This window comes from Prescottella equi, from assembly GCF_020171745.1.
Taxonomy (GTDB): domain Bacteria; phylum Actinomycetota; class Actinomycetes; order Mycobacteriales; family Mycobacteriaceae; genus Prescottella; species Prescottella equi_A.
In genome coordinates this window covers 1-21,325 of the sequence record NZ_JAIVAH010000027.1, presented here as the reverse complement: position 1 = coordinate 21,325, position 21,325 = coordinate 1, and the positions used below count along the sequence as shown (strand labels likewise).

The window sequence follows — 21,325 nt, the reverse complement described above, 5'->3', positions numbered from 1 at the left end:
GCTTCCTGAGCGGCCTCGTGGCCCTGTGTGGCGCCGTCGCCGTCCTCACCGGTCCCGCTCCGGCGTCGGCCGCGCCCGATCCCGTGCCGTGCGCGTGGCGGTTCCTGTCCGACGGTGAGGTCCTCAACGTCGCCTTCCCCGACACGAACGCCGCATACTGGGTCCTCCCCTACGCGCTGGGACCGTCCGACACGATCGAGCTGTCCGGAACGTTTCCGTCGGCCCGATATTTCTCGCTCAACACCTACGGCACCGACCTGGACACGATCGACACGCTGCGCGACGAACAGATCCAGCCCGACGCCGGCAGCGCGAACCCGTTCGAGGATCCGGCGGCGCGCGCGGCCCCACCGGAGGCACGACGGTGGCACGCGACGCTCGTCGCCGGAGACCCCGACGCCACCCGGAATCAGATCCGGGCGCTGCGCCCGGGCGGGGCGCCGATCGGCTTCCTCATCGTCCGCGTCTACGTCCCCGACGATCCCGCGTCGATCAGCGGTGGCGTGCCGCTGCCCGACGTCCGGTACCGCCTCGGCAACGCGACGGTGCCGGTCCAGCCGTGCGGTCGGCCGTTCGACCCCAGCGGCTACACCGGACCCGTCGCCGACGCCGCCCGCACCGGGTTCGACCGCGCAATCGAAGCGGCCGCGTCGGGCGCCTTCCCCGGCAACTCCCCCGAGGCGACCTTCGTGAACCCCGCGAGCACCTCGGGCCTGTTCCCCAACGGCGACAACAAGTACATCGGCGCCCAGTTCACCTACCGGCCCGGCCGAGTGGTCGTGGTACGCGGCAAGGCGCCGACGTTCCCGGACACCCGGGCGGGCGTGCCGGCGACCGAACCGGGGCGCCAGGTGCGGTACTGGTCGATGTGCCAGAACGATCTGGTGTCGCCGTACCCGGTGGTGGCGTGCGCGGCGGACTTCCAGACGGCCGTCGACGCCGACGGCTACTACACCTACGTGGTGGCGGCGCCGCAGGATCTTCCCGACAACCTGCCGCCGGAGGTGACGGTGCTGCCGTGGGGGTCCACCGACGTCCCGACCAAGCTGCTGTTCCTGCGGAACATGCTGCCGGACGGCGCGTTCTACCCGCAGTCCGTCCAGGCGTCCCAGGCGGGCGGCCTCGATCCGGCGGCGTCGATGGGTCCGTACTACCCCGCCGCGGCCTACTGCGCGACGAGCGTCCTCGCCGCCGAGGGGTACAGGGGCTGTCTCGATGGGGACGAATCATGATCTACGACATCCGCCTTCAGGATCGCGAGGAGCATCCGGCAGGCATCGTGGCCGGCGACGTCTCGGTCGACGGCATCGCCGAATTCATCGGTGCCGCCTTCCGTGCGGTGGTCGCGGCCGCGGAGAGTTCGGGGATCGGGCTCGCGGGTCCGCCGTTCGCACGGTACCGGCCACTTCCCGGCGGCACGTGGAGCATCGAGGCGGGCTTCCCGCTCGACCGCGCGATCGCTCGGACCGGACGGGTGGAACCGACGTCGCTACCCGCAGGACCGGCCGCCACCACCGTGCACGTGGGCAGCTACGACACCGTCGAACCCGCGTACATCGCGCTGACATCGTGGATCACCGAGCACGGCTACGTCACCGTCGGGGAGGCCTGGGAGTGCTACCTCGACGGCCCGGAAGTTCCTGATCCACGTACCGAAATCGTCATGCCCGTCACCCGTCCCGACGCCCGGCTGAACTGACGGTTCCGCCGATGCCGCCCCCGGCAGCGCGTCTGTCGGCGAGGTAGGGAACAATCGCGCATCGTGATTCGCTCGGCTCGGCTCGGCCTCTTCTCCGCCCTCTCCACCTCGGCTCTGATCCTCACGGGGTGCAGCGGCACCCCGACCGACGGAGAACCGGTCGTCATCTCGCGCGCCGCCCCGGAACCCGCCGCGGTGACGACACCCGTCAGTGCCCTGCCGCGCGTCCTGCCCACCCAGGTGGTCACGTCGGCGACCGAACCCGGCACAACCGCTCGGGTCCCTGCACCCGGAACCGATTCGGCCCAGACGCGTACGCTCGAACCGACCTCCGAACTCGGCACCGAGGATCTGCTGTTCCTCTCGTACATCACCGAATTCACGCTGATGGAGAAGTCGGAGAGCGACCAGATCCGGCTCGGTCTGTCGATGTGCAACGCGCTCTACCGCGGACAGAGCCGGCCCGACGTGACGGCCGAGTACCTCGCCGACGGGCAGTACACAGGTGCCGAGGTCGCGAATGTCCTGGGGGCCGCGACGGTCTCCTACTGCCCCGAGTTCGCCTGATCTCGCGATGACCGGTCCGATCCCGTACGACGAGATGCGACGCATCCTCGGGCTTCCGGCCCGGCGCAATCGGATTCGCGCGCCCTGGGCGGTCCGCAAGGTCCGCGAAGGCGTCTCCGCGGGCCGCTGGGGCGTCTGGAGGCTGAGCGGCGGAACTCACGAACTGGTGGAGGCGCACCGCGTCTGGTCCGATGCGATCAGCGATGCGTGCACCCGTTCGGACGGCAGGTAGAACGCCCCGGGGCGATTCCGCCACACGGATCGCCCTGTCCGGCAACGATGGACGAATGAGTGAGCCCGTCCGCATCGTCTGCGTCGTGTTCCCCGACGTCACCCAACTCGACCTGACCGGGCCCGCGCAGGTGTTCTCGCGTCTGCCCGACGTCGAACTGCACTTCGTGTGGCATCGCATCGAACCCGTGCCGACGGACGCCGGCTTCGCGATCCTGCCGACCACGACGCTCGCGGACGCCCCGCAGGCGGACGTGCTGTTCGTCCCCGGCGGTCAGGGCGCGTTCACACTGTTCGACGACGAACCGATGCTCGCGTTCCTGCAGCGTCAGGCGCAGGGTGCACGCTTCGTGACGAGCGTGTGCACCGGATCGTTCACGCTCGCCGCCGCGGGGCTGCTGTCCGGGCAGCGCGCGACCAGTCACTGGGCGTCGCTGGGCCTGCTGGAGCGTCTGGGTGCGGTACCCGTCGCCGACAGGGTCGTGCGGGACGGCAACGTCATCACCGGGGCCGGGGTGTCGAGTGGCATCGACTTCGCGCTCACCGTGGCGGCCGAACTGTGCGGTGACGCGGTCGCCAAGAGCATCCAGTTGGCGATCGAGTACGACCCGGCCCCACCGTTCGATGCCGGCTCGCCGGGTCGTCCCGACGCGGATCCGGACGAGGTCGCGAACACCATCGCGGCCATGCAGCGGTTCCGTGGGCCGCTCGTCGACGCGGCGGCCGGGCGTTTGAACCAAAAAAGTCCCCGGTGAAACATAGTTTCACCGGGGACTTTTCTCGGTCGGGCTGACAGGATTTGAACCTGCGACCACTTGACCCCCAGTCAAGTGCGCTACCAAGCTGCGCCACAGCCCGTCCACACCCTCGTTCGGGCGCCACAGAAGATTACAACAGTGTCGCTGCGGAAAGCTAATCGGCAGGTCAGCGCCTACTTTCGCGCCACCGATGCCTGCGTCGCACAGGTTTTGCGGTCATCACACACCGAATCCGTGTCGAATTCCTGTGCGATGCCGTCAAAACCTGTGCGACGCCGGACGATCAGCGCTTCTTGTTGCCGCGGTCCCGCTTCTCGCGCACCCGCACCGAGATGCGGACGGGGCTGCCGTCGAAGCCGAACTCCTCACGCAGGCGACGCTCGAGGAATCGGCGGTAGCCGGCCTCGAGGAAGCCCGTGGTGAACAGCACGAACGTCGGCGGACGGGTACCGGCCTGGGTCGCGAACATGATGCGGGGCAGGCGTCCACCGCGCATCGGCGGCGGCGTGGCCGCCACGACCTCCTTGAGCCAGTTGTTGAGGCGTCCGGTCGGGATGCGCTTGTCCCACGACTCCAGCGCCGTGTCGAGCGCGGGAACGAGCTTCTGGACGGCGCGACCGGTGTGCGCGGAGATGTTGACCCGCTGCGCCCACGGCACGCGGACCAGTTCGCGGTCGATCTCCTTCTCGAGCATCAGACGCCGGTCCTCGTCGACCAGGTCCCACTTGTTGAAGGCGAGCACCAGCGCACGACCCGTCTCGGCCACCATGCTCAGGACGCGCAGGTCCTGCTCGGTGATCGGCTTCGACGCGTCGATCAGCAGGATCGCGACCTCGGCGGCCTCGATCGCGCCCTTGGTCCGCAGCGACGCGTAGAACTCGTGGCCGCTGGCGTGGTTGACCTTCTTGCGCAGGCCGGCGGTGTCGACGAACTTCCACACCTTGCCGCCCAGTTCGACCAGCGAGTCGACGGGGTCGACGGTGGTGCCCGCGACGTCGTGGACCACCGAGCGCTCGTCACCGGACAGCTTGTTGAGCAGGCTCGACTTGCCGACGTTCGGCTTGCCGACGAGCGCCACACGACGGGGCCCGGTACCGCCGGTGCCCTCGCGCGGGGTCTCCGGAAGGACCCGGAGGACCTCGTCGAGCAGATCGCCGGTGCCGCGGCCGTGCGTGGCACTGACCATGTACGGCTCGCCCAGGCCGAGCGACCACAGCGCCGCGGCCTCCGCCTCGGTGCGGGCATCGTCGACCTTGTTCGCGACGAGGATCACCGGCGTCTTCGACCGCCGCAGCACGCGCACGGCCGCCTCGTCCGTACCGGTGGCACCGACGACGGCGTCGACCACGAGCAGAATCGCGTCCGCGGTGTTCATCGCCAACTCGGCCTGGCGCGCCACCGACTGCTGCAGACCCTTGGCGTCGGGCTCCCAGCCGCCGGTGTCCTGCACCATGAACCGGCGTCCGGCCCAGTTGGCGTCGTACGAGACTCGGTCTCGCGTCACACCGGGGATGTCCTCGACGACCGCCTCACGACGACCGATGATGCGGTTGACGAGCGTGGACTTGCCGACGTTCGGCCGTCCGACCACCGCGAGCGTCGGGACCGCGATGTGCTCCTCGCCGTCCTCACCGTCGAGGAAGTCGGCGAGGTCCCAGTCGGACTCCTCGCTCCAGATTCCGTCTCCGGCGTACTCGGTCGCCGTCGAATCTCCTACATAACCGTCGGTCACTGCACTGCTCCAGTTCTGTCGCCTACCACCAGCAGCAACCTGCCGATCACGTCTTCGATACCCAGTTCACTCGTGTCCACCGTCACCGAATCCTCCGCCGGGCGCAACGGAGATACCGCGCGGGTGGAGTCGAGGTGGTCGCGACGCTGCACATCGGCGAGGACTCCGGCGAAATCGTCGCCGCGTCCCTCCGCGATGTTCTGGGCGTTGCGTCGCGTCGCCCGCGCCTCCGCGGAGGCGGTCAGGAATATCTTCACGTCCGCGTCGGGGAGCACCACGGTGCCGATGTCGCGGCCCTCGACGACGATGCGTCCGGCCTGCTCCACGATGCGCCGCTGCAGGTCCACCAGGAACGTCCGCACGTCGGGCACCGCGGAGACCGCGGACACCGCCTGCGTGACGGCCGCGCCGCGGATCTCGTCGGTCACGTCCTCGCCGGCCAGTTGCACACCGTCGGCCTCGGGATCGGTCCCGATGGACAGCGGCAGCGACGCGGTCGCCTCCGCAATCGCGGCCGGATCACCGAGGTCGACGCCGGCACGCAGCACGTGCAGCGTCGCGATGCGGTACATCGCGCCGGTGTCGAGGTAGCGCGCGCCCAGAGCCGTCGCGACCCGGCGCGACACGCTGGACTTACCGGTGCCCGACGGGCCGTCGATCGCGACGACCAGCGAGGTCGGTGCGGTCACAGACCCACCGCCCCGTAGAGGCCGCCGACCTCGCCGCGGCCGAGGACGCGCAGGGTGCCGGGGCGACCGTCGCCGAGCGCGACGTTGCCGATGTCGGTGCGGACCAGACGGACCACCGGGTGACCGACGGCCTCGAGGAGACGGCGCACGATGTGCTTGCGACCCTCGTGCAGGACGACCTTCACCAGCGACTTGCCACCGTTGATGTCGAGGACCGTGAACGCGTCGACCTTCGCGGGGCCGTCCTCGAGTTCGACGCCGGTCTTGAGGGTCTTGCCGACGCTGCGGTCGACGACTCCCTGCACGGTGGCCAGGTACGTCTTGGGCACCTCGAACGACGGGTGCATCAGGCGGTGCGCGAGGTCGCCGTCGTTGGTCAGCAGGATCAGGCCCTCGGTGTCGGCGTCCAGACGACCGACGTGGAAGAGGCGCTGACCGGCGGAGACGCGCTCGGAAACGATGTCGCCGATGCACGGACGCCCCAGGTCGTCGGACATCGTCGACTGCCAGCCACGCGGCTTGTTCAGCGCAATGTGGACGAGGTCCTTCTTGACGACGACGCGGATGCCGTCGACGCGGACGATCGCGTTCTCGGGATCGACCCGCAGGCCCTGCTCGCGGACGATACGACCGTCGACCTCGACGCGGCCCTGGTCGATGAGTTCCTCGGCGGCGCGCCGGGAGGCGACGCCGGCCTGCGCGAGCACCTTCTGCAGGCGCACTCCGTCGCCCTTCATCGGCGCGAGCTCGCGGTCGACGTCGGCGTACTGGTGCTTCGCGGGCTTCGCGTTGCTGATCGTCGGAGTCTGCGCCTGAGCGGCGCGCTGGGGCTTGGCCGACTTCGGCTTGCCCCGCTTGTTCAGTTGCTGCTTGTTCGCAGCGGTAGTGCGGGAAGCGCCCTTCGCAGGCTGCTTCTTCTTGCGATCCGGTGTGCCATCACGGCGAGCGGGCTTGTTCACTTTTTAGATCCCTGTCAGTTTTCGATGTCGATCTCGGGGTTCGGCGCGTTCGCTGTCGACCCCCGGGACGACGTAGACCTGTCCATTCTCGCAAATCGTGGATCGGCTTCGAGACTCTCGGTGATGTCATCGATCACATCTACGTCGGGAAGCAGCGGCGCGAGGGCCGGCAGATCGCTCAACGAGGCCAGTCCGAGGCGCTCGAGGAACAGTTCCGTCGTCGTGTACGTCGTGCCGCCGGAGTCGGTGTCGACACCGGCTTCGGTGATCAATCCGCGAGCCAGCAGCGATCGGATGACGCCGTCCACGTTGACGCCGCGCACCGCACTGATCCGCGCCCGGGTCAGCGGCTGCCGGTAGGCAATGACCGCGAGCGTCTCGAGGGCGGCGCGGGTCAGCTTGGACCTGGCGCCGTCGAGCAGCAGACGCTCGACGTACGGCGCGAACTCGGTGCGCGTGTAGAACCGCCATCCGTCGCCCGCGTAGCGCAGGTCGATGCCGCTCCCTCGCGCCGTCAGGTTCGCCGACATGGTCCGCAGCATCGTGTCGACCCGGGCTTCCGGGACGCCGAGGACGTCGGCGAGCATCGACGGCGCGGCCGGACTGTCCACGACCAGCAGCATCGACTCGAGTGCAGCAGCGAGGCGCTCGTCGGACAGTTCGGCGAACTCGTCCTCGAACGTCCCCAGGTCGTCCGCTTCCACGTTGTCACTGTCGGCGGATGTCATCCGTAGTCCTCTTCACTCGCCGGCGCGGATCGGTCCTCACCGGTCCAGCTCACCATCAGCTCCCCCAGCGGTTCGGGCTGCTCGAACAGCACCGCCTGCTCGCGGTACAGCTCGAGCAGTGCCAGGAACCGCGCCACGATCTGTACCTGGACGTCGCACTCCGCGATCAGTGCACCGAACGGCGTCCACACCCCCGCGCCGCGTTCCTGCAGCAGTTCCAGGACCCGGGCCGCCTGCTCCGGGACCGACACCGTCGGCGCATGCAGGTGGTCGAGTCCCACGGTCGGCACCGGACGGGGACGGAAGGCAGTGGCGGCGATCTCCGCGAACTGCAGCGGATCCACCCCGAGCAACACCTCGGGGAGCAGCCCGACGTAGCGGTCCTCCACCGACACCGACCGCGGATAGCGGCGCAGGGCTGCCGATTCGAGTTCACCGAACAGTTGCGCCACCTGCTTGTAGGCCCGGTACTGCAGCAGCCGGGCGAACAGCAGGTCCCGCGCCTCGAGCAACGCCAGGTCCTCTGTGTCGTCCACCTCGCCCGCGGGCAGCAGTCGCGCCGCCTTCAGATCGAGCAGGGTCGCAGCCACCACGAGGAATTCCGTCGTCTGGTCCAACCCCAGGTCGCTGCCGAGACTGCGTGTGTACGAGATGAACTCGTCGGTGACCTCGGCGAGCGCCACCTCGGTGACGTCGAGCTGGTGCTGACTGATCAGCGTCAGCAGCAGGTCGAAGGGGCCCTCGAAATTGCGCAGCCGCAGCCGGAACCCGGTGGGTTCGCCCGCGGCGGCCTCGGGCGGGGCCTCCGCTACGACGTCGGTGGTCACGACGGCTACCGACCGCTGCGGTGGATCACCTCGCGGGCCAGCGCCCGGTAGGCCTCGGCACCGCCGGACTTGGGGGCCCACGTGACGATCGGCTCCCCCGCCACGCTGGTCTCCGGGAAACGCACGGTGCGATTGATCACGGTGTCGTACACGAGGTCGCCGAACACCTCGACGACGCGCGACATCACCTCACGGGCGTGCAGGGTCCGGGCGTCGAACATCGTGACGACGATGCCTTCGAGCGACAGCCGCGGATTGAGCCGATCCCGGACCTTGTCGACGGTGTCGTTGAGCAGCGCGAGTCCGCGCAACGAGAAGTACTCGCACTCCATCGGGATGATCACGCTGTCGGCACACGCGAGGGCATTGACGGTGAGCAGGCCGAGGGACGGCTGGCAGTCGATGAGCACGTAGTCGTAGCGATCGAGCACCGGGTGCAGCACGCGGCCCAGCGTCTGCTCGCGTCCGACCTCGGTGACCAACTGGATCTCGGCGGCCGACAGGTCGATGTTGCTGGGCAGCAGATCCAGGCCGTCGATCCGGGTGCGCATCAGCACGTCGTCGATCGACGTGCGCTCCACCAGCAGGTTGTGCACCGTCAGGTCCAGATCGTGATGTGCGACACCGAGACCCGCGGACAGCGCGCCCTGCGGATCGAGATCGACGAGCAGCACCCGGCGGCCGTACTGCGCCAGAGACGCACCCAGGTTGATGGTCGACGTCGTCTTGCCGACGCCGCCCTTCTGGTTGCACATCGCGATGATCCGAGCGGGCCCGTGCGCTGTGACCGGTCCCGGTTCCGGTATGTCCCGCGACGGGCGGCCGGTCGGGCCCACCGGCGTGTCCGGCAGCGGTTCGATGTTCTCGGCATACGACAGCGCGCCCCTGGAATACGGGTGCGCTTGCTCCGCCTCCGGCGGCTGCGGTGTCACCACGGTCCGATGCTCCCCTGTCCTGTAGGTCCCATCCTGTCGCTGACTGATGCCGTAACGCTACCGCTTCGTGATCTCGAACGACGGCCAACACGCAACCGCGTCAGCGCGCCCGGGGATGCGCCTGCGCCCACACCTCGCGGAGCGCACCCACCGTGACCATGGTGTAGATCTGCGTCGTCGTGACCGAGGCATGGCCGAGGAGTTCCTGCACGACGCGCACGTCGGCGCCGCCGTCGAGCAGGTGCGTCGCGAACGAGTGCCGCAGGGTGTGCGGCGACACCGCGACCGCGATGCCGGCCTTCTCGGCCGCCGTGTGCAGGACCTGCCACGCGCTCTGCCGGGACAGACGACCGCCGCGGACGTTGAGAAACAGCGCGGGACCGCCCCGCACCGACAGCGCGGGCCGTCCCCGGACCAGATAGTTGTCGATCGCGGCGATCGCAGGCCGGCCCACCGGCACCACGCGCTCCTTACCGCCCTTGCCGCGGAGCAGCACCGAACGCGACTGCGTGTCGAGATCGTCGACGTCGAGGCCGACCGCCTCGGAGATGCGGGCGCCGGTCGAGTACAGGAGTTCGAGCAGCGCCCGGTCCCGCAGCGTGCGCGGATTGTCCGCGGCGCCGTCACCGCCGGAGGCATCGAGGATCGCGAGCACGTCGTCGAGCGGGAGCGACTTGGGCAGCCTCCGACCCGGTGTCGGTGGCTTCACCGCGCGCGCGACGTCCCCGGTCGTCACGCCCTCGGCGGCCGCGAAGCGGTGCAGCCCGCGCACCGCGATGAGCGCTCGTGCGGCCGAACTCGGCGCCAGTGCGACCAGCCCGTCGGCCGGATCGCCCTTCCGCAGGGCGACGACGAACTCGCTGACGTCGGTTTCCACCACCGAACCGATGTCCTGGACACCACGGGCGTCGAGGAACCGTGCGTAACGGTCCAGGTCGCGGCGATACGACGTGAGGGTGTTGCGTGCAGCACCGCGCTCGACGGCCAGGTGGTCCAGATACGAGTCGATCAGACCGCCCAGCTCCGTCATGCGGATCCGTGGACGGCCCGACCGTGCTTGCGCCGGGTGAACGCATCGGGCCGATCGACCCAGGCAGCGTCGGCGGGGCGCAGACTCTCGCCCCGCGCCCGGGCCGCGGCGAGCGCGAGGATGCCCGACACTGCGGTCGCGTTCACGATCTCGCCCCGCAGCGCCATGCCCACCGCGTCGTCGAGCGGGACCCGCGCGATCTCGAGATCCGCTTCCTCGTCGTGGGCGTCGGGCCGGCCCACGTCGTGCAGTCCGGTCGCCAGGAACACGCGCACCGATTCGTCGGTGAACCCGGGCGACAGTGCGACGTCGACGAGGATCGACCAGTCGTCGGCGGCCAGTCCGGTCTCCTCGACCAGCTCACGCCGGGCCGCGTCGAGCGGTGCCTCGCCGGGCTCGTCGAGCAGCCCCGCCGGCAACTCCCACAGTCGCCGGCCGAGGGGATGCCGGTACTGCCGGATCAGCACCAGCCGATCGAGGTCGTCGAGCACCGCCACGGCAACAGCCCCGTGGTGCTCGACGACCTCCCGATCGGCTTCTCGCCCGCCGGGCATGGCAACCCGATCCACGCGCAGGGCCACGATCGCCCCGCTGTACACGTCGCGCGAGGCGACGGTGTCGAACTCGTGCTCCCCCGGCAGGCTCATCGGTCGACTATCCGACGCTGTCCGCGGTGGCCGCCTCGGCAGCATCCGCCGGCGACGACGCCGTGACGTCGGTGACCTCGACCGGAAGCTGCTCGGCAGCCTTGTAGTCGAGAGCTGCGCCGATGAACGCCGAGAACAGCGGGTGCGGGCGGGTCGGACGGCTCTTGAGCTCCGGATGCGCCTGCGTCGCAACGAAGAACGGATGCCTGTCCGCAGGCAGCTCGACGAACTCGACCAGGTGGCCGTCGGGCGAGGTGCCCGAGAACACCAGGCCGCTCTTGGCGATCCGGTCCCGGTACGCGTTGTTGACCTCGTAGCGGTGACGGTGGCGCTCGGAGACGTTCTCGCTGCCGTACGCGGCGGCCACGACCGAACCCTTGTTCAGCACGGCCGGGTACGCGCCCAGACGCATCGTGCCGCCGAGATCGGCCTCACCGGCGACGATGTGCTCCTGATCGGCCATCGTCGAGATGACGGGGTGCTTGGTGTCGGGATCGAACTCCTCCGAGTTCGCGTCCTTGAGACCCACCGAGCGGGCCGCCTCGATGACGACGGCCTGCAGGCCCAGGCACAGGCCGAGCAGCGGAATCTTGTGGGTGCGCGCGTAGCGGATCGCGCCCAGCTTGCCCTCGATGCCGCGGATACCGAAACCACCCGGGACCAGCACGGCGTCGACGCCGCCGATCGCGGCCCGCGCGCCTTCCTCGGTCTCGCACTCGTCGGACGGCACCCACGAGATCTCGACCTTCGAGCGGTGCGCGAAGCCACCGGCCCGCAGCGCCTCGGTCACCGACAGGTAGGCGTCGGGCAGGTCGACGTACTTGCCGACCAGAGCGACCTTGACGGTCTCGCGCGGGTTGTGGACGCGGTCGAGCAGGTCGCCCCACACGGTCCAGTCCACGTCGCGGAAGGGCAGGCCCAGCTGGCGGACCACGTACGCGTCGAGGCCCTCGCTGTGCAGCACCTTCGGGATGTCGTAGATCGACGGCGCGTCGGGGGTGGAGATGCAGGCGTCGACGTCGACGTCGCACATCAGCGCGATCTTCGACTTGAGTGCCTGCGGCACGTCGCGGTCGCAGCGCAGGATGAGGGCGTCGGGCTGGATACCGATGTTCCGCAGCGCCGCCACCGAGTGCTGCGTCGGCTTGGTCTTGAGCTCACCGGACGGGCCGAGGTACGGCACCAGCGACACGTGCAGGAAGAAGACGTTCTCGCGGCCCACGTCGTGGCGGACCTGGCGGGCGGCCTCGAGGAACGGCTGCGACTCGATGTCGCCGACCGTGCCACCGATCTCGGTGATCACTACGTCCGGGACGTGCCCCTGCGCGTCGGCGCCGGCCATCGCGAGGATGCGGCTCTTGATCTCGTCGGTGATGTGCGGGATGACCTGGACGGTGTCGCCCAGGTACTCGCCGCGGCGCTCCTTGGCGATGACGGCCGAGTACACCTGGCCCGTCGTGACGTTCGCGAAGGCGTTGAGGTCGCGGTCGAGGAAGCGCTCGTAGTGTCCGACGTCGAGGTCGGTCTCGGCGCCGTCCTCGGTGACGAAGACCTCACCGTGCTGGAACGGGTTCATCGTTCCGGGATCGACGTTGAGGTAGGGGTCCAGCTTCTGCATGGTCACGCGCAGTCCACGCGCGGTGAGCAACTCACCGAGGCTGGAAGCGGTCAATCCCTTACCGAGGGAGGAGGCGACACCCCCGCTCACGAAGATGTGCTTGGTGGCGCTACGCGACTGGATGCGTGACTGTGGCAAAGGGGCTCCCGTGACGACTGTGCAGGACTTGGTCTGAGTTGAGCTGCTGGGGCCTGCCGACCCACGGGACTTCACGGTAACACCTTCTCGCCCCGCCGCCGCGCACGGCTCACCGGTTGCGGGGCGACAGGCGTCACAGTGCCCCTACTTCGGCCCTACTGCGACGGCGCTCCGACCGTCACCGCGGTCGCTCCCGGGCCGGTTCCGTACCGTCCGGCGCCACCCGCGAGCTGCTCCTGCAGCGCCAGGATCGTCGTGATCCGGCCCGCTTCCCGGTCGACGTTATCGACGGTCGAGAGCGTCGCCGAGACACCCGCGTCGGCACGCGCGACGGCGATCGGACCACTGCCCTCCGCTGCCGACGGCGGCCCGACCAGCACCGCACCGGCTCCGCGGCCGTCCAAGGCCGCCGCGAAGCGCGCGATCACGGCGCCACGATTCCCACTGGTGACCTCGGGATCGCCGTCGCCCGTCAGGACGATCGCGAACTGTGCGGGGCCGACGTTGCCGTCGAAGTCGACGAAGCCGCCGCCGCGCAGCGCGTCGAGAGCGAGCACCCGTTCCTCGGGTGTGGTCTGCGGCTGCGCGGTCTGCGGATTGAGCAGCAGCACCGAACCCAACAGGTCACCGGCGAGGCTGCCCTGGTCGACGGCACCCGTCCGGAGCTGAGTTCCGGCAGGGATGATGTTCGTCACAGTGGTGCGCAACTGGTCGCCGTTCACCGAGTCGACGAACGACTTGGTGAGTGCGACCCGGCCCGTCACGTTCCCGCCGGCCTGCCCGATCAAACGGTTGATGCCCTCGAGATCGCCCGGATCGGCGTCCGGCGTCGTGACGACGACGACCGACCGCTGCGCGAGAGCATCCCGCACGATCCGGTCGGACACCGCGGAGTCGAACCCGTCCGCGGCGGTCAACTGCTCGTTCAACTGATTGTTCGTCGTGTTGAGATCCTCGATCTGACTCTGCAGGTCGGCCTTGTCGTCGCGCAGACCCGAGAGCATGCCGTTCGACAGCAACCCCGAACCAAGCACGACACCGATGGCCAGTGCCAGGAAGATCGCCGCTATGGAAATGGCATGTTGACGCATAGAAATCACTTGAAGAGCCCCTGAACCCACAGCGCGAAGCTGTTCCACGTGTCGATTGCCCAGTCCACGGCGTCACCGCCGACGTTGGACACCACCAGTGCGACGATCACCGCGGTGAGCGCCGCGAGAACCAGCAGCGCCACGGCCGCGCCGGACACCCTGCTGCTGTAGAGCGTCGAGACAGCCTTGGCGTCGACGAGTTTCGGCCCGACCTTCAGGCGGGTCATGAACGCGGCAGGATTGGTGTCCCGGCGCCCGCGGTCGAAGAACTCGTCGAGCGACACCGTGGTGCCGACGGTGACGATGAGCGACGCGCCGTGATGGTCGGCGAGCAACAGCGCCAGATCCGACGGCGACGCCGACGCGGGGAACGTCATCGCGCCGATACCGAGATCCTGGATGCGCGAGAGCCCCTGCGCGTGGCCGTCCGGGTCCGCGGGCAGCACGACCTCGGCCCCGCACTTGAGGGTCTCGGCGGTGATGCCGTCGGGGTCACCGACGATCAGGTCCGGACGGTAGCCGGCCTTGGCCAGCGAGTCGGCGCCGACGCCGACGCCGATCAGGATCGGCGAGTATTCCTTGATGAACGGCTTGAGGCTCTTCAGGTCCGCGAGGTGATCCGGGCCGTCCGCGACTACGACCACGTGCCGGTCCTTCAGGTCCACATCGATATCCGGGACGCCGACGCCGTCGATCAGCAGCGGACTCTCGGAGCGAATGAACTCGATCGTGTTCCCGGAGAACGCCTCGAGGTGATCGACGAGGCCCGTCTTCGCCTCGATCATCCGGTCGGAGATCTCGGCCTCGACCTGCTCCTCGCCCTGCACCAGCAGGCGCTCACCGGCGTAGACGGCGCCCTCGTGCAGTCGAACCTTCGAGCCGTCCTTGACGACCTTCATCAGGTCGGTCCCCGGCGCGTCGATCAGGGTGATCCCGTTCGCGACGAGAACCTCGGGACCGAGGTTCGGGTACCGCCCGGAGATCGATATCGAGGCGTTGACGACGGCGAGGACACCGGCGGCCACGAGAGCGTCCGCGGTGACGCGATCGAGATCGATCTCGTCCAGCACGACGACGTCACCGTGCCCGACGCGGCGCAGCAGCTTGCCGGTGTCGCGGTCGACTCGGGCGATGCCACTGATTCCGGGCAGCGTTTCGGTCTTACGGGAGAGCAGCGCCGGCATCTTCATGCCGTCGATCATCACCCGTCACACGGCGATCACAAAAGAGGCGCGCCGCATCAGATACCACACCAGTCACACAATGCCAACTGAAAAGTCTGTTTCGAGTCAGGCGAATGCGGCGCTGCGCTCCTGCCCGGCGATCGTCAACAGTTCCTCGGCGTGGGCGCGGCCGGTCTCCGTGTCGTCGAGTCCGGCCAGCATGCGCGCTAGCTCCACGACGCGTTCGTCCTCGGTGAGGGTACGGACTCCACTGTCCACGCCGCTGCGGACGTCGTCGGTCTTGTCGACCACGAGATGGGTGTCGGCGAATGCCGCCACCTGCGGCAGATGCGTCACGACGATCACCTGGTGGGTGCGCGCCAATCGAGCGAGCCGACGACCGATCTCGACCGCCGCGCGGCCACCCACGCCGGCGTCGACCTCGTCGAACACCATCGTCGCGCCGCGGTCGGAACCGGCGAGCACTACCTCGAGCGCCAGCATCACGCGGGACAGCTCGCCGCCGGACGCACTCTTGCTGATCGGAAGGGATTGAGCGCCGCTGTGCGCCGCGAGACGGAATTCCACCTCGTCGACGCCGGACACTCCCGCGTGCAGTTCACGGCCGCTGACCACGAGTGGCGCAGAGTCCGCCGGTCCAGCCTCCCGCGCGCGCACCGACACCTCGAGCGCGGCCCGTCCCATCGCCAGGCCGGCCAGTTCGTCGCTGACGGCCTTCGCGAGTTTGACGGCGGCCTTCGTCCGGGCCGCGGTGAGTTTGCCGGCCGCCTCCGCGGTCGCGGCAGCAGCCTTGTCCACCAGCTCCGACAGCTCCGCCAACGCATCGGCGGAGACGTCGATCCGCGCGAGGCGATCGCGCGCCGTGTCGGCCCACTCGAGCACGCCGTCGATGTCGGCGGCGTACTTCCGGATGAGCGACTTGAGTTCGGCCTGACGGGTCAGCAGCGTATCGAGCGCACCGGGATCGCTCGGCAGACCCGACAGGTAGCCGGACAGCTCGCCCGCGACATCGCCGACGACGGCCATCGCCTCGCCCAGTCGGGGCCCGAGCCCGGCCAGAGCGGGGTCGTCGGACGCTTCGATCCGCGCCCGCGCCTCGCCCAGCAGGTCGAGCGCACCGGTGCCGCCGTCCATGGCGTCCTCGACGCCGGTGATCGCGGCCTGTGCACCCTCCGCCGCCGAGCGCAGCGAATCGAGGTCACCGAGCCGTCGCACTTCGTCGACGATCGCTCGATCCTCGCCCGGTGTGGGCGCGATTCGATCGATCTCCTCGAGCGCGAACGTGAGCTGATCGGCCTCCTGCGCGAGTTCACGTGTGCGGCTGGTTCGTTCGAGCAGTTCGGTGCGCGCCTCGATCCACTCGGCGCGCTGCTTGCCGTAGCGGGCGAGCAGCGTCCCCACCGTCTTGTCCGCGAACCGGTCGAGTGCCGCAAGTTGCTGATCCGGCCGGAGGAGGCGCAGTTGGTCGTTCTGTCCGTGCACCGTCAGCAGCGGATCGGTGAACTCCGACAGCACGCCCGCCGGGATGCTGCGGCCACCGAGGTGGGCACGCGAGCGGCCGTCGCCGCCGACGGTGCGGACAGCGATGATGCTCCCGTCCTCGTCCCGCTCGGCGCCACACGATTCGAGCAGACGGCTGACCTCACGGTCGATCTGCTGCGCACTGCCGTCGACGCTGAACCTGCCCTCGACCACGGCGCGGGCCGCTCCGACGCGCACGCGGCCGGCGTCGGCGCGGGCACCGCTGAGCAGATGGAGGCTCGTGACCACCATCGTCTTGCCGGCACCGGTCTCGCCGGTGAGAACGGTCAGGCCTTCGTGGAACTGGGCCGAGGCCGACGAGATGGCCCCGAGGTTGTCGATCCGAATCTCCGAGAGCACAGCTACCGTTTCCTCCCTCGCCACCCCGTCACCGGTAGTTCGAACTTGCGCACCATCCGGTCCGCGAACGGCGCCGAATCGAGTCGCACCCAACGAATCGGGTCCTTGCCCCGGACGACCTCGACGCGTGCACCCGCCGGAAGCTCGAGCGTCCGACGTCCGTCGCAGAACACCAACCCGTCGTGGCTGTCGGCGACCGTCTCCACCGCGACGATCGATTCCGGACTCGTCACGAGGGGACGCGCGAACAATGCGTGCGCGTTGCTCGGAATCACCAGCAGCGCTTCGAGTTCGGGCCACACGATGGGGCCGCCTGCCGAGAAGGCGTAGGCGGTGGAACCTGTCGGCGTCGCGATCAGCACACCGTCGCAACCGAACGAGGAGACCGGACGCCCATCGACCTCGAGTACTACTTCGAGAACGCCGAGGCGCGAGCGGTTCTCGATACTCGCCTCGTTCAGTGCCCAGCCACGCTGGACGATCCGGTCCTCGATGCGGACCAGGACGTCGAGCGTCATCCGATGCTCGATCCGATACTCTCGGCGCACCACCTGCGCCATCGCCGCTTCGAGGTGCTCCGCCTCTGCTTCCGCGAGGAAACCGATCCGGCCGAGATTGATGCCGAGCACCGGAACGTCCGCCGACTGCGCCAGTTCGGCGGCGCGCAGGAAGCTACCGTCCCCACCGAGCACGATGACCATCTCACAGTCGGACGCGGCCCCGGGACCCTCGGGTACGACGGTGACTTCCGGCACGTCCGGGTCGTCGATCCCCGCTTCCACCCACGAGACATCGACCTCGTTCTCCAGCAGGCGCAGTGCGATCCCCGCATGTGCGCAGATCGCCGCGACGCGGCGGGCAGTGTCGGTGATGTCGGCCCGTCCGGAGTGCGCCACCAGCAGGATCTGGCGGCCCGATTCGCCGCGCGAGGCGACCTCGGTCACCCCGTGGGTCACTGCGGGCCCTCCTCGACCGCACGACGGATCAGCGCCTCGACATCCGGCTCATCCAGGGCGCCGTCGGAGGGTTCGGCCTCCGGTGACGTATCGCCCTTCCGGAGCCACAGGAAGTACTCGACGTTGCCCGACGGACCCGGCAGCGGGCTCGCCACGGCGCCGAGGGTCTGCAGGCCCAGTGCCGCCGCGGCCTCGGCGACCTCGAGGACGGCGCTCACGCGGAGTTCCGAATCCCGCACGACGCCGCCCGCACCGACCCGCTCCTTGCCGACCTCGAACTGTGGCTTCACCATCGGAACGAGGTCCGCGCCCTCCGCCACACACGCGACGAGCGCAGGCAGCACCAGTTTGAGTGAGATGAACGAGAGGTCGGAGACGACAAGGTCGACCGGACCACCGATCGTCTCCGCGTCGATCGACCGCACATTCGTGCGGTCGAGAACGTGCACGCGGTCGTCGGTCTGGAGCTTCCACACGAGCTGTCCGTAACCGACGTCGACCGCGACGACCTCACGGGCACCGTTGTGCAGCAGCACGTCGGTGAAACCACCGGTCGATGCGCCGGCGTCGAGGCACCGACGCCCCTCGACGGTGAGACCACGCGGCGTGAACGCCTCGAGCGCACCGAGCAGTTTGTGGGCACCGCGCGACGCCCAGGAGACCTCCTCGGCCACCTCGGTCACCAGGAGCGGCGTACCTGCCTCGATCGCCGTGGCCGGTTTGGTCGCGACAGTTCCGGCTATGAGGACACGGCCCGCGGAGATCAGCTCCACCGCTTGTTCACGGGAGCGCGCGAGACCGCGCCGCACCAGCTCCGCATCGACCCTTGCTCGACGTGCCACCTTCAGACCTTGTCCACTGCTGCCAGGGACTCGACGAGTACATCGTGAGCCCGTTCGAGAATCTGTGCCTGCCGGGAAAGCCCACCTGCTGTGTCCGCGCCGGTGTCGGGGCCGTCCAACCTGGCGAGCAACTCGTCTACCTGCGAGTGGATGCCCGCCGGGTCGACACCGCTGCCCGTACCCGGGAGGTGCTGACCTGGAAGTGGTACTGGCGTGCTCATCGATGCAAACCTAGCCCATGTGCCCGACAACGGACCACCTGCGATCCCGGCCGACGGACCGTCACAATCCGCCGATCAGGGCGGACACCGCGGCACGAGCCTCGGTGTCGGCAGCCCTGATTCGAACGAACTCCGGATGAGCCCACGCCGCCGCGAGCACGGTGAGGAACGCCCCCGCGGTGGTGCGCTCGGTCGCGTCGTCGCCGATGTCGACGCTCCGCACTACGAGGTCGCCCGCTTCGAAATCCGCCTGCCAGCCGGGGTGCACGGCCACAGCCGATTCCTCGGCCGGGCGATTCAGCGCCTCCAGCGACGACGCGATGTAAGTCGGACGGTGGTCGACGGAGGCCCGCAGGAGATCCGCGGTCGTGCTCACTCCGGTCAGGACGAGGAGCGATTCGACGCCGACGGCATTTGCTCCAGCAATGTCGGTGTCGAGCCGATCACCGACCACCAGCGGCTTTGACGCACCGGCCCTCTCGAGGGCGTCGTGCATGAGCGGGGCAGCCGGCTTTCCGGCGACGACCGGTTCCCGGCCCGTCGCGGTACGGAGCGCTGCAACCATCGACCCGTTACCGAGGACGAGTCCGCGCTCGGTCGGCAGCGTGGAGTCGACGTTGGCCGCAATCCACAACGCACCCGCCCGGATCGCGAGGGTCGCCTCCGCGAGGATCGCCCAGTCGGTCGCAGGCGAATGTCCCTGCACCACCGCGACCGGGCCGTCGGCGAAGCGTCGGACCGCACGCAGTCCGACCTTCTCGACCTCCGCGCACAGCGCCTCGGTACCGACGACCAGCACCGCAGACCCCGCGTCCAACTGCTCTGACAGGAGTCGTGCAGCGGACTGCGAACTGGTGACGACGTCCTCGTCGGCCGCATCGAAGCCGAGTTCACGCAGGTGCTCCGCCACCTCGGCGGGACTGCGGCTCGCGTTGTTCGTCACGTACAGCTGACGCTCGTCACCTGCCTCGAGTGCCTCGCGCGCACCCGGGATCACCTCGGGACCCTGGTATACGGTGCCGTCGAGGTCGAGCAGGAGGACATCGTGACCCGCACGCAACGACGGAAGACCCGTCGACCGATCCGCAGCCGTCACTGACCGTCTCCGGTCAGTTCGGCCACACGCTCCTCCGCATCGGTTTCGCCGTCGAGGTCGGCGGCAGCCGCGTTGAGGAACCACTTGAGACCGTCGGGGATTCGTCCGGCGGAGACGAGCGCGTCGGCGTACGCGTAGAACAGGCGCGCCGCGGCGGAGCCGGTACGCGACGCGTCGAGGTCTGCGGTCTGCAGGGTGACGACGGCCTGGTCGTACTGACCGAGGTCCATGCGCGCACCGGCGACGACCATACGAAGCTCACTCGCGTCCTCACCGGTGAGAGCACGTGCCTCGTCGCTGCGACCCAGTTCGATGGCCCGCTCCGGACGTCCGAGACCCCGCTCGCAGTCGGCCATCACGGCGAGGAATCCGGGTCCACCGGACATGCGGCGGGCAGCCCGCAACTCGGACAACGCCTCGGCCCACTCGCCGGCGTGGTAAGCGGTGATCCCCGCGGTCTCACGGACGACGGCGATACGACCGGCGCGCTGACGCGCTGCACGGGCATGCGCGAGCGCGAGACGCGGGTCGTCCTCGATCAGCCGGCTCGCCATCACCAGATGACGCGCAACGGTGTTCGCATTGTTCTTGTCGAGGCTCAGCAGATCGCGGCGGACGGCCGGATCCAGCTCCGACGCCTCCAAGTCCTCCGGGATGTCCGGCTCGTCGGGGCGCGCATCGCGACGCTGCTGACCGATGGCCTCGCGATCGCGTGCCGGCCCGAACCCACCCTCGCCGCCACGCCGACGCGGTCCGCCGCCGGTACGACGATCGTCGCCGCGTCCCTGGAAGGGGCGGCGGTCATCGGACCTGCGTTCGCCACCGCGCTCGTCACGGCGGTCGTCGCGACCCTGGTATCCACCACGGTCGTCGCGACCCTGGTATCCACCACGGTCGTCGCGACCCTGGTATCCACGGCGATCGTCGGAGCGGTCTCCTCGACGATCGTCGCGATCGCGCCACTGACCGGAACCACGACCGGGACGGCCGGCGCGATCCTGTCCACCAGTCGGAGACTGACGGCGGTCGCCCTGACCACCACGTCGATCCGACGGCTGACCGTCGCGTTGTCCTTCGGAACGGTGGGGGCCGTCTCCGCGGAAGTTCCGACGATCACCACTGTTTTCCGACACAGCCATTCCTTTCATACAAAACACGAAAGGGGACCCAGTGTGTTGGGTCCCCTTTCGGTAACGGATGTTCGGCGGTGTCCTACTCTCCCACACCCTGTCGAGTGCAGTACCATCGGCGCTGGAGGGCTTAGCTTCCGGGTTCGGAATGGGACCGGGCGTTTCCCCTCCGCTATGGCCGCCGTAACTCTATGAAACTGTCACACATTCAATTCCCCCGCCCGAACCATCCGCCGGCACAACCGGTGAATGTTGGGGGTGAATGATATCTGTGTGTTGTTTCAGATACCGCACAGTGGACGCGTAGCTTCTTTGTGGTAAGTCCTCGGCCTATTAGTACCAGTCACCTCCATCCGTTACCGGACT

General features: G+C 69.0%; 22 protein-coding genes, 1 tRNA gene and 1 rRNA gene. 5 read left to right on the top strand and 19 right to left on the bottom strand.

From position 1 onward, the window contains the following. The first annotated feature begins 5 nt into the window (after positions 1-5). The 5 genes from LCL87_RS21515 to LCL87_RS21495 all read left to right on the top strand — a co-directional run bounded on the left by LCL87_RS21515 (position 6) and on the right by LCL87_RS21495 (position 3,252). Positions 6-1,232, top strand: a complete 1,227-nt coding sequence (locus LCL87_RS21515; RefSeq protein WP_510850839.1) for a hypothetical protein — start codon at positions 6-8, stop codon at positions 1,230-1,232. Further along, the gene (locus tag LCL87_RS21510) at positions 1,229-1,699 is read left to right on the top strand and encodes a GyrI-like domain-containing protein (protein ID WP_225023482.1); all 471 of its coding nucleotides are present in this window, start codon (positions 1,229-1,231) and stop codon (positions 1,697-1,699) included. Before LCL87_RS21515 ends, LCL87_RS21510 begins: the two co-directional genes overlap by 4 nt. Positions 1,700-1,762: 63 nt before the next feature. Next, complete coding sequence (locus tag LCL87_RS21505; RefSeq protein WP_225023481.1) at positions 1,763-2,266, top strand: DUF732 domain-containing protein; 504 nt, start codon at positions 1,763-1,765, stop codon at positions 2,264-2,266. Between the two features lie 7 nt (positions 2,267-2,273). Beyond that, complete coding sequence (locus LCL87_RS21500) at positions 2,274-2,498, top strand: hypothetical protein (protein WP_225023480.1); 225 nt, start codon at positions 2,274-2,276, stop codon at positions 2,496-2,498. 55 nt (positions 2,499-2,553) lie between these two features. Continuing rightward, a complete protein-coding gene (locus LCL87_RS21495) occupies positions 2,554-3,252 on the top strand; it encodes a DJ-1/PfpI family protein (RefSeq protein WP_225023479.1) in 699 nt (232 codons plus the stop codon). A gap of 29 nt (positions 3,253-3,281) precedes the next feature. On the opposite strand, the gene LCL87_RS21490 is transcribed toward LCL87_RS21495, so the two are convergent. The 19 genes from LCL87_RS21490 to rrf all read right to left on the bottom strand — a co-directional run bounded on the left by LCL87_RS21490 (position 3,282) and on the right by rrf (position 21,145). Next, positions 3,282-3,355: transfer RNA gene (locus tag LCL87_RS21490), tRNA-Pro, on the bottom strand. A 183-nt stretch (positions 3,356-3,538) separates the two neighbouring features. Then, the gene (der, locus tag LCL87_RS21485) at positions 3,539-4,987 is read right to left on the bottom strand and encodes a ribosome biogenesis GTPase Der (RefSeq protein ID WP_225023478.1); all 1,449 of its coding nucleotides are present in this window, start codon (positions 4,985-4,987) and stop codon (positions 3,539-3,541) included. Next, the gene (cmk, locus tag LCL87_RS21480) at positions 4,984-5,676 is read right to left on the bottom strand and encodes a (d)CMP kinase (RefSeq protein WP_225023477.1); all 693 of its coding nucleotides are present in this window, start codon (positions 5,674-5,676) and stop codon (positions 4,984-4,986) included. The genes der and cmk overlap by 4 nt, the downstream gene beginning before the upstream one ends. Further along, entirely contained in the window at positions 5,673-6,635 is a 963-nt protein-coding gene (locus tag LCL87_RS21475; protein ID WP_225023476.1) for a pseudouridine synthase, read from the bottom strand. Before LCL87_RS21475 ends, cmk begins: the two co-directional genes overlap by 4 nt. Positions 6,636-6,649: 14 nt before the next feature. Continuing rightward, positions 6,650-7,363 carry an SMC-Scp complex subunit ScpB gene (scpB, locus tag LCL87_RS21470; protein ID WP_225023475.1) on the bottom strand — a complete coding sequence of 238 codons (714 nt, stop codon included), beginning with the start codon at positions 7,361-7,363 and terminating at the stop codon, positions 6,650-6,652. After that, on the bottom strand, positions 7,360-8,190 hold the full coding sequence (locus LCL87_RS21465; protein WP_225023474.1) for a segregation and condensation protein A: 831 nt from the start codon (positions 8,188-8,190) through the stop codon (positions 7,360-7,362). Before LCL87_RS21465 ends, scpB begins: the two co-directional genes overlap by 4 nt. Positions 8,191-8,195: 5 nt before the next feature. Further along, the gene (locus LCL87_RS21460) at positions 8,196-9,068 is read right to left on the bottom strand and encodes a ParA family protein (protein WP_237692589.1); all 873 of its coding nucleotides are present in this window, start codon (positions 9,066-9,068) and stop codon (positions 8,196-8,198) included. 157 nt (positions 9,069-9,225) lie between these two features. After that, a complete protein-coding gene (gene xerD, locus LCL87_RS21455; RefSeq protein ID WP_225023472.1) occupies positions 9,226-10,155 on the bottom strand; it encodes a site-specific tyrosine recombinase XerD in 930 nt (309 codons plus the stop codon). Further along, positions 10,152-10,802, bottom strand: coding sequence for an NUDIX hydrolase (locus LCL87_RS21450; protein ID WP_225023471.1), 651 nt, complete (start codon positions 10,800-10,802; stop codon positions 10,152-10,154). The genes xerD and LCL87_RS21450 overlap by 4 nt, the downstream gene beginning before the upstream one ends. 7 nt (positions 10,803-10,809) lie before the next feature. After that, positions 10,810-12,558 carry a CTP synthase gene (gene pyrG / locus LCL87_RS21445; protein ID WP_225023470.1) on the bottom strand — a complete coding sequence of 583 codons (1,749 nt, stop codon included), beginning with the start codon at positions 12,556-12,558 and terminating at the stop codon, positions 10,810-10,812. 155 nt (positions 12,559-12,713) lie between these two features. Beyond that, positions 12,714-13,658 carry a copper transporter gene (locus tag LCL87_RS21440; protein WP_225023469.1) on the bottom strand — a complete coding sequence of 315 codons (945 nt, stop codon included), beginning with the start codon at positions 13,656-13,658 and terminating at the stop codon, positions 12,714-12,716. Then, entirely contained in the window at positions 13,655-14,839 is a 1,185-nt protein-coding gene (steA, locus tag LCL87_RS21435; RefSeq protein ID WP_225023468.1) for a putative cytokinetic ring protein SteA, read from the bottom strand. The genes LCL87_RS21440 and steA overlap by 4 nt, the downstream gene beginning before the upstream one ends. 99 nt (positions 14,840-14,938) lie before the next feature. Continuing rightward, a complete protein-coding gene (recN, locus tag LCL87_RS21430) occupies positions 14,939-16,714 on the bottom strand; it encodes a DNA repair protein RecN (protein WP_225023467.1) in 1,776 nt (591 codons plus the stop codon). Between the two features lie 2 nt (positions 16,715-16,716). Next, positions 16,717-17,670 carry an NAD kinase gene (locus tag LCL87_RS21425; RefSeq protein WP_510850833.1) on the bottom strand — a complete coding sequence of 318 codons (954 nt, stop codon included), beginning with the start codon at positions 17,668-17,670 and terminating at the stop codon, positions 16,717-16,719. Next, the gene (locus LCL87_RS21420) at positions 17,667-18,512 is read right to left on the bottom strand and encodes a TlyA family RNA methyltransferase (protein ID WP_225023466.1); all 846 of its coding nucleotides are present in this window, start codon (positions 18,510-18,512) and stop codon (positions 17,667-17,669) included. Before LCL87_RS21420 ends, LCL87_RS21425 begins: the two co-directional genes overlap by 4 nt. Before the next feature lie 2 nt (positions 18,513-18,514). Continuing rightward, positions 18,515-18,733, bottom strand: coding sequence for a hypothetical protein (locus LCL87_RS21415; protein ID WP_225023465.1), 219 nt, complete (start codon positions 18,731-18,733; stop codon positions 18,515-18,517). A 61-nt stretch (positions 18,734-18,794) separates the two neighbouring features. After that, positions 18,795-19,829 (bottom strand): HAD-IIA family hydrolase, encoded by a 1,035-nt coding sequence (locus LCL87_RS21410; RefSeq protein WP_225023464.1) that lies wholly within the window; start codon positions 19,827-19,829, stop codon positions 18,795-18,797. Beyond that, a complete protein-coding gene (locus tag LCL87_RS21405; protein WP_237692581.1) occupies positions 19,826-20,968 on the bottom strand; it encodes a hypothetical protein in 1,143 nt (380 codons plus the stop codon). Before LCL87_RS21405 ends, LCL87_RS21410 begins: the two co-directional genes overlap by 4 nt. A gap of 60 nt (positions 20,969-21,028) precedes the next feature. Continuing rightward, positions 21,029-21,145, bottom strand: a 5S ribosomal RNA gene (rrf, locus tag LCL87_RS21400). Between the last annotated feature and the right edge of the window lie 180 nt (positions 21,146-21,325).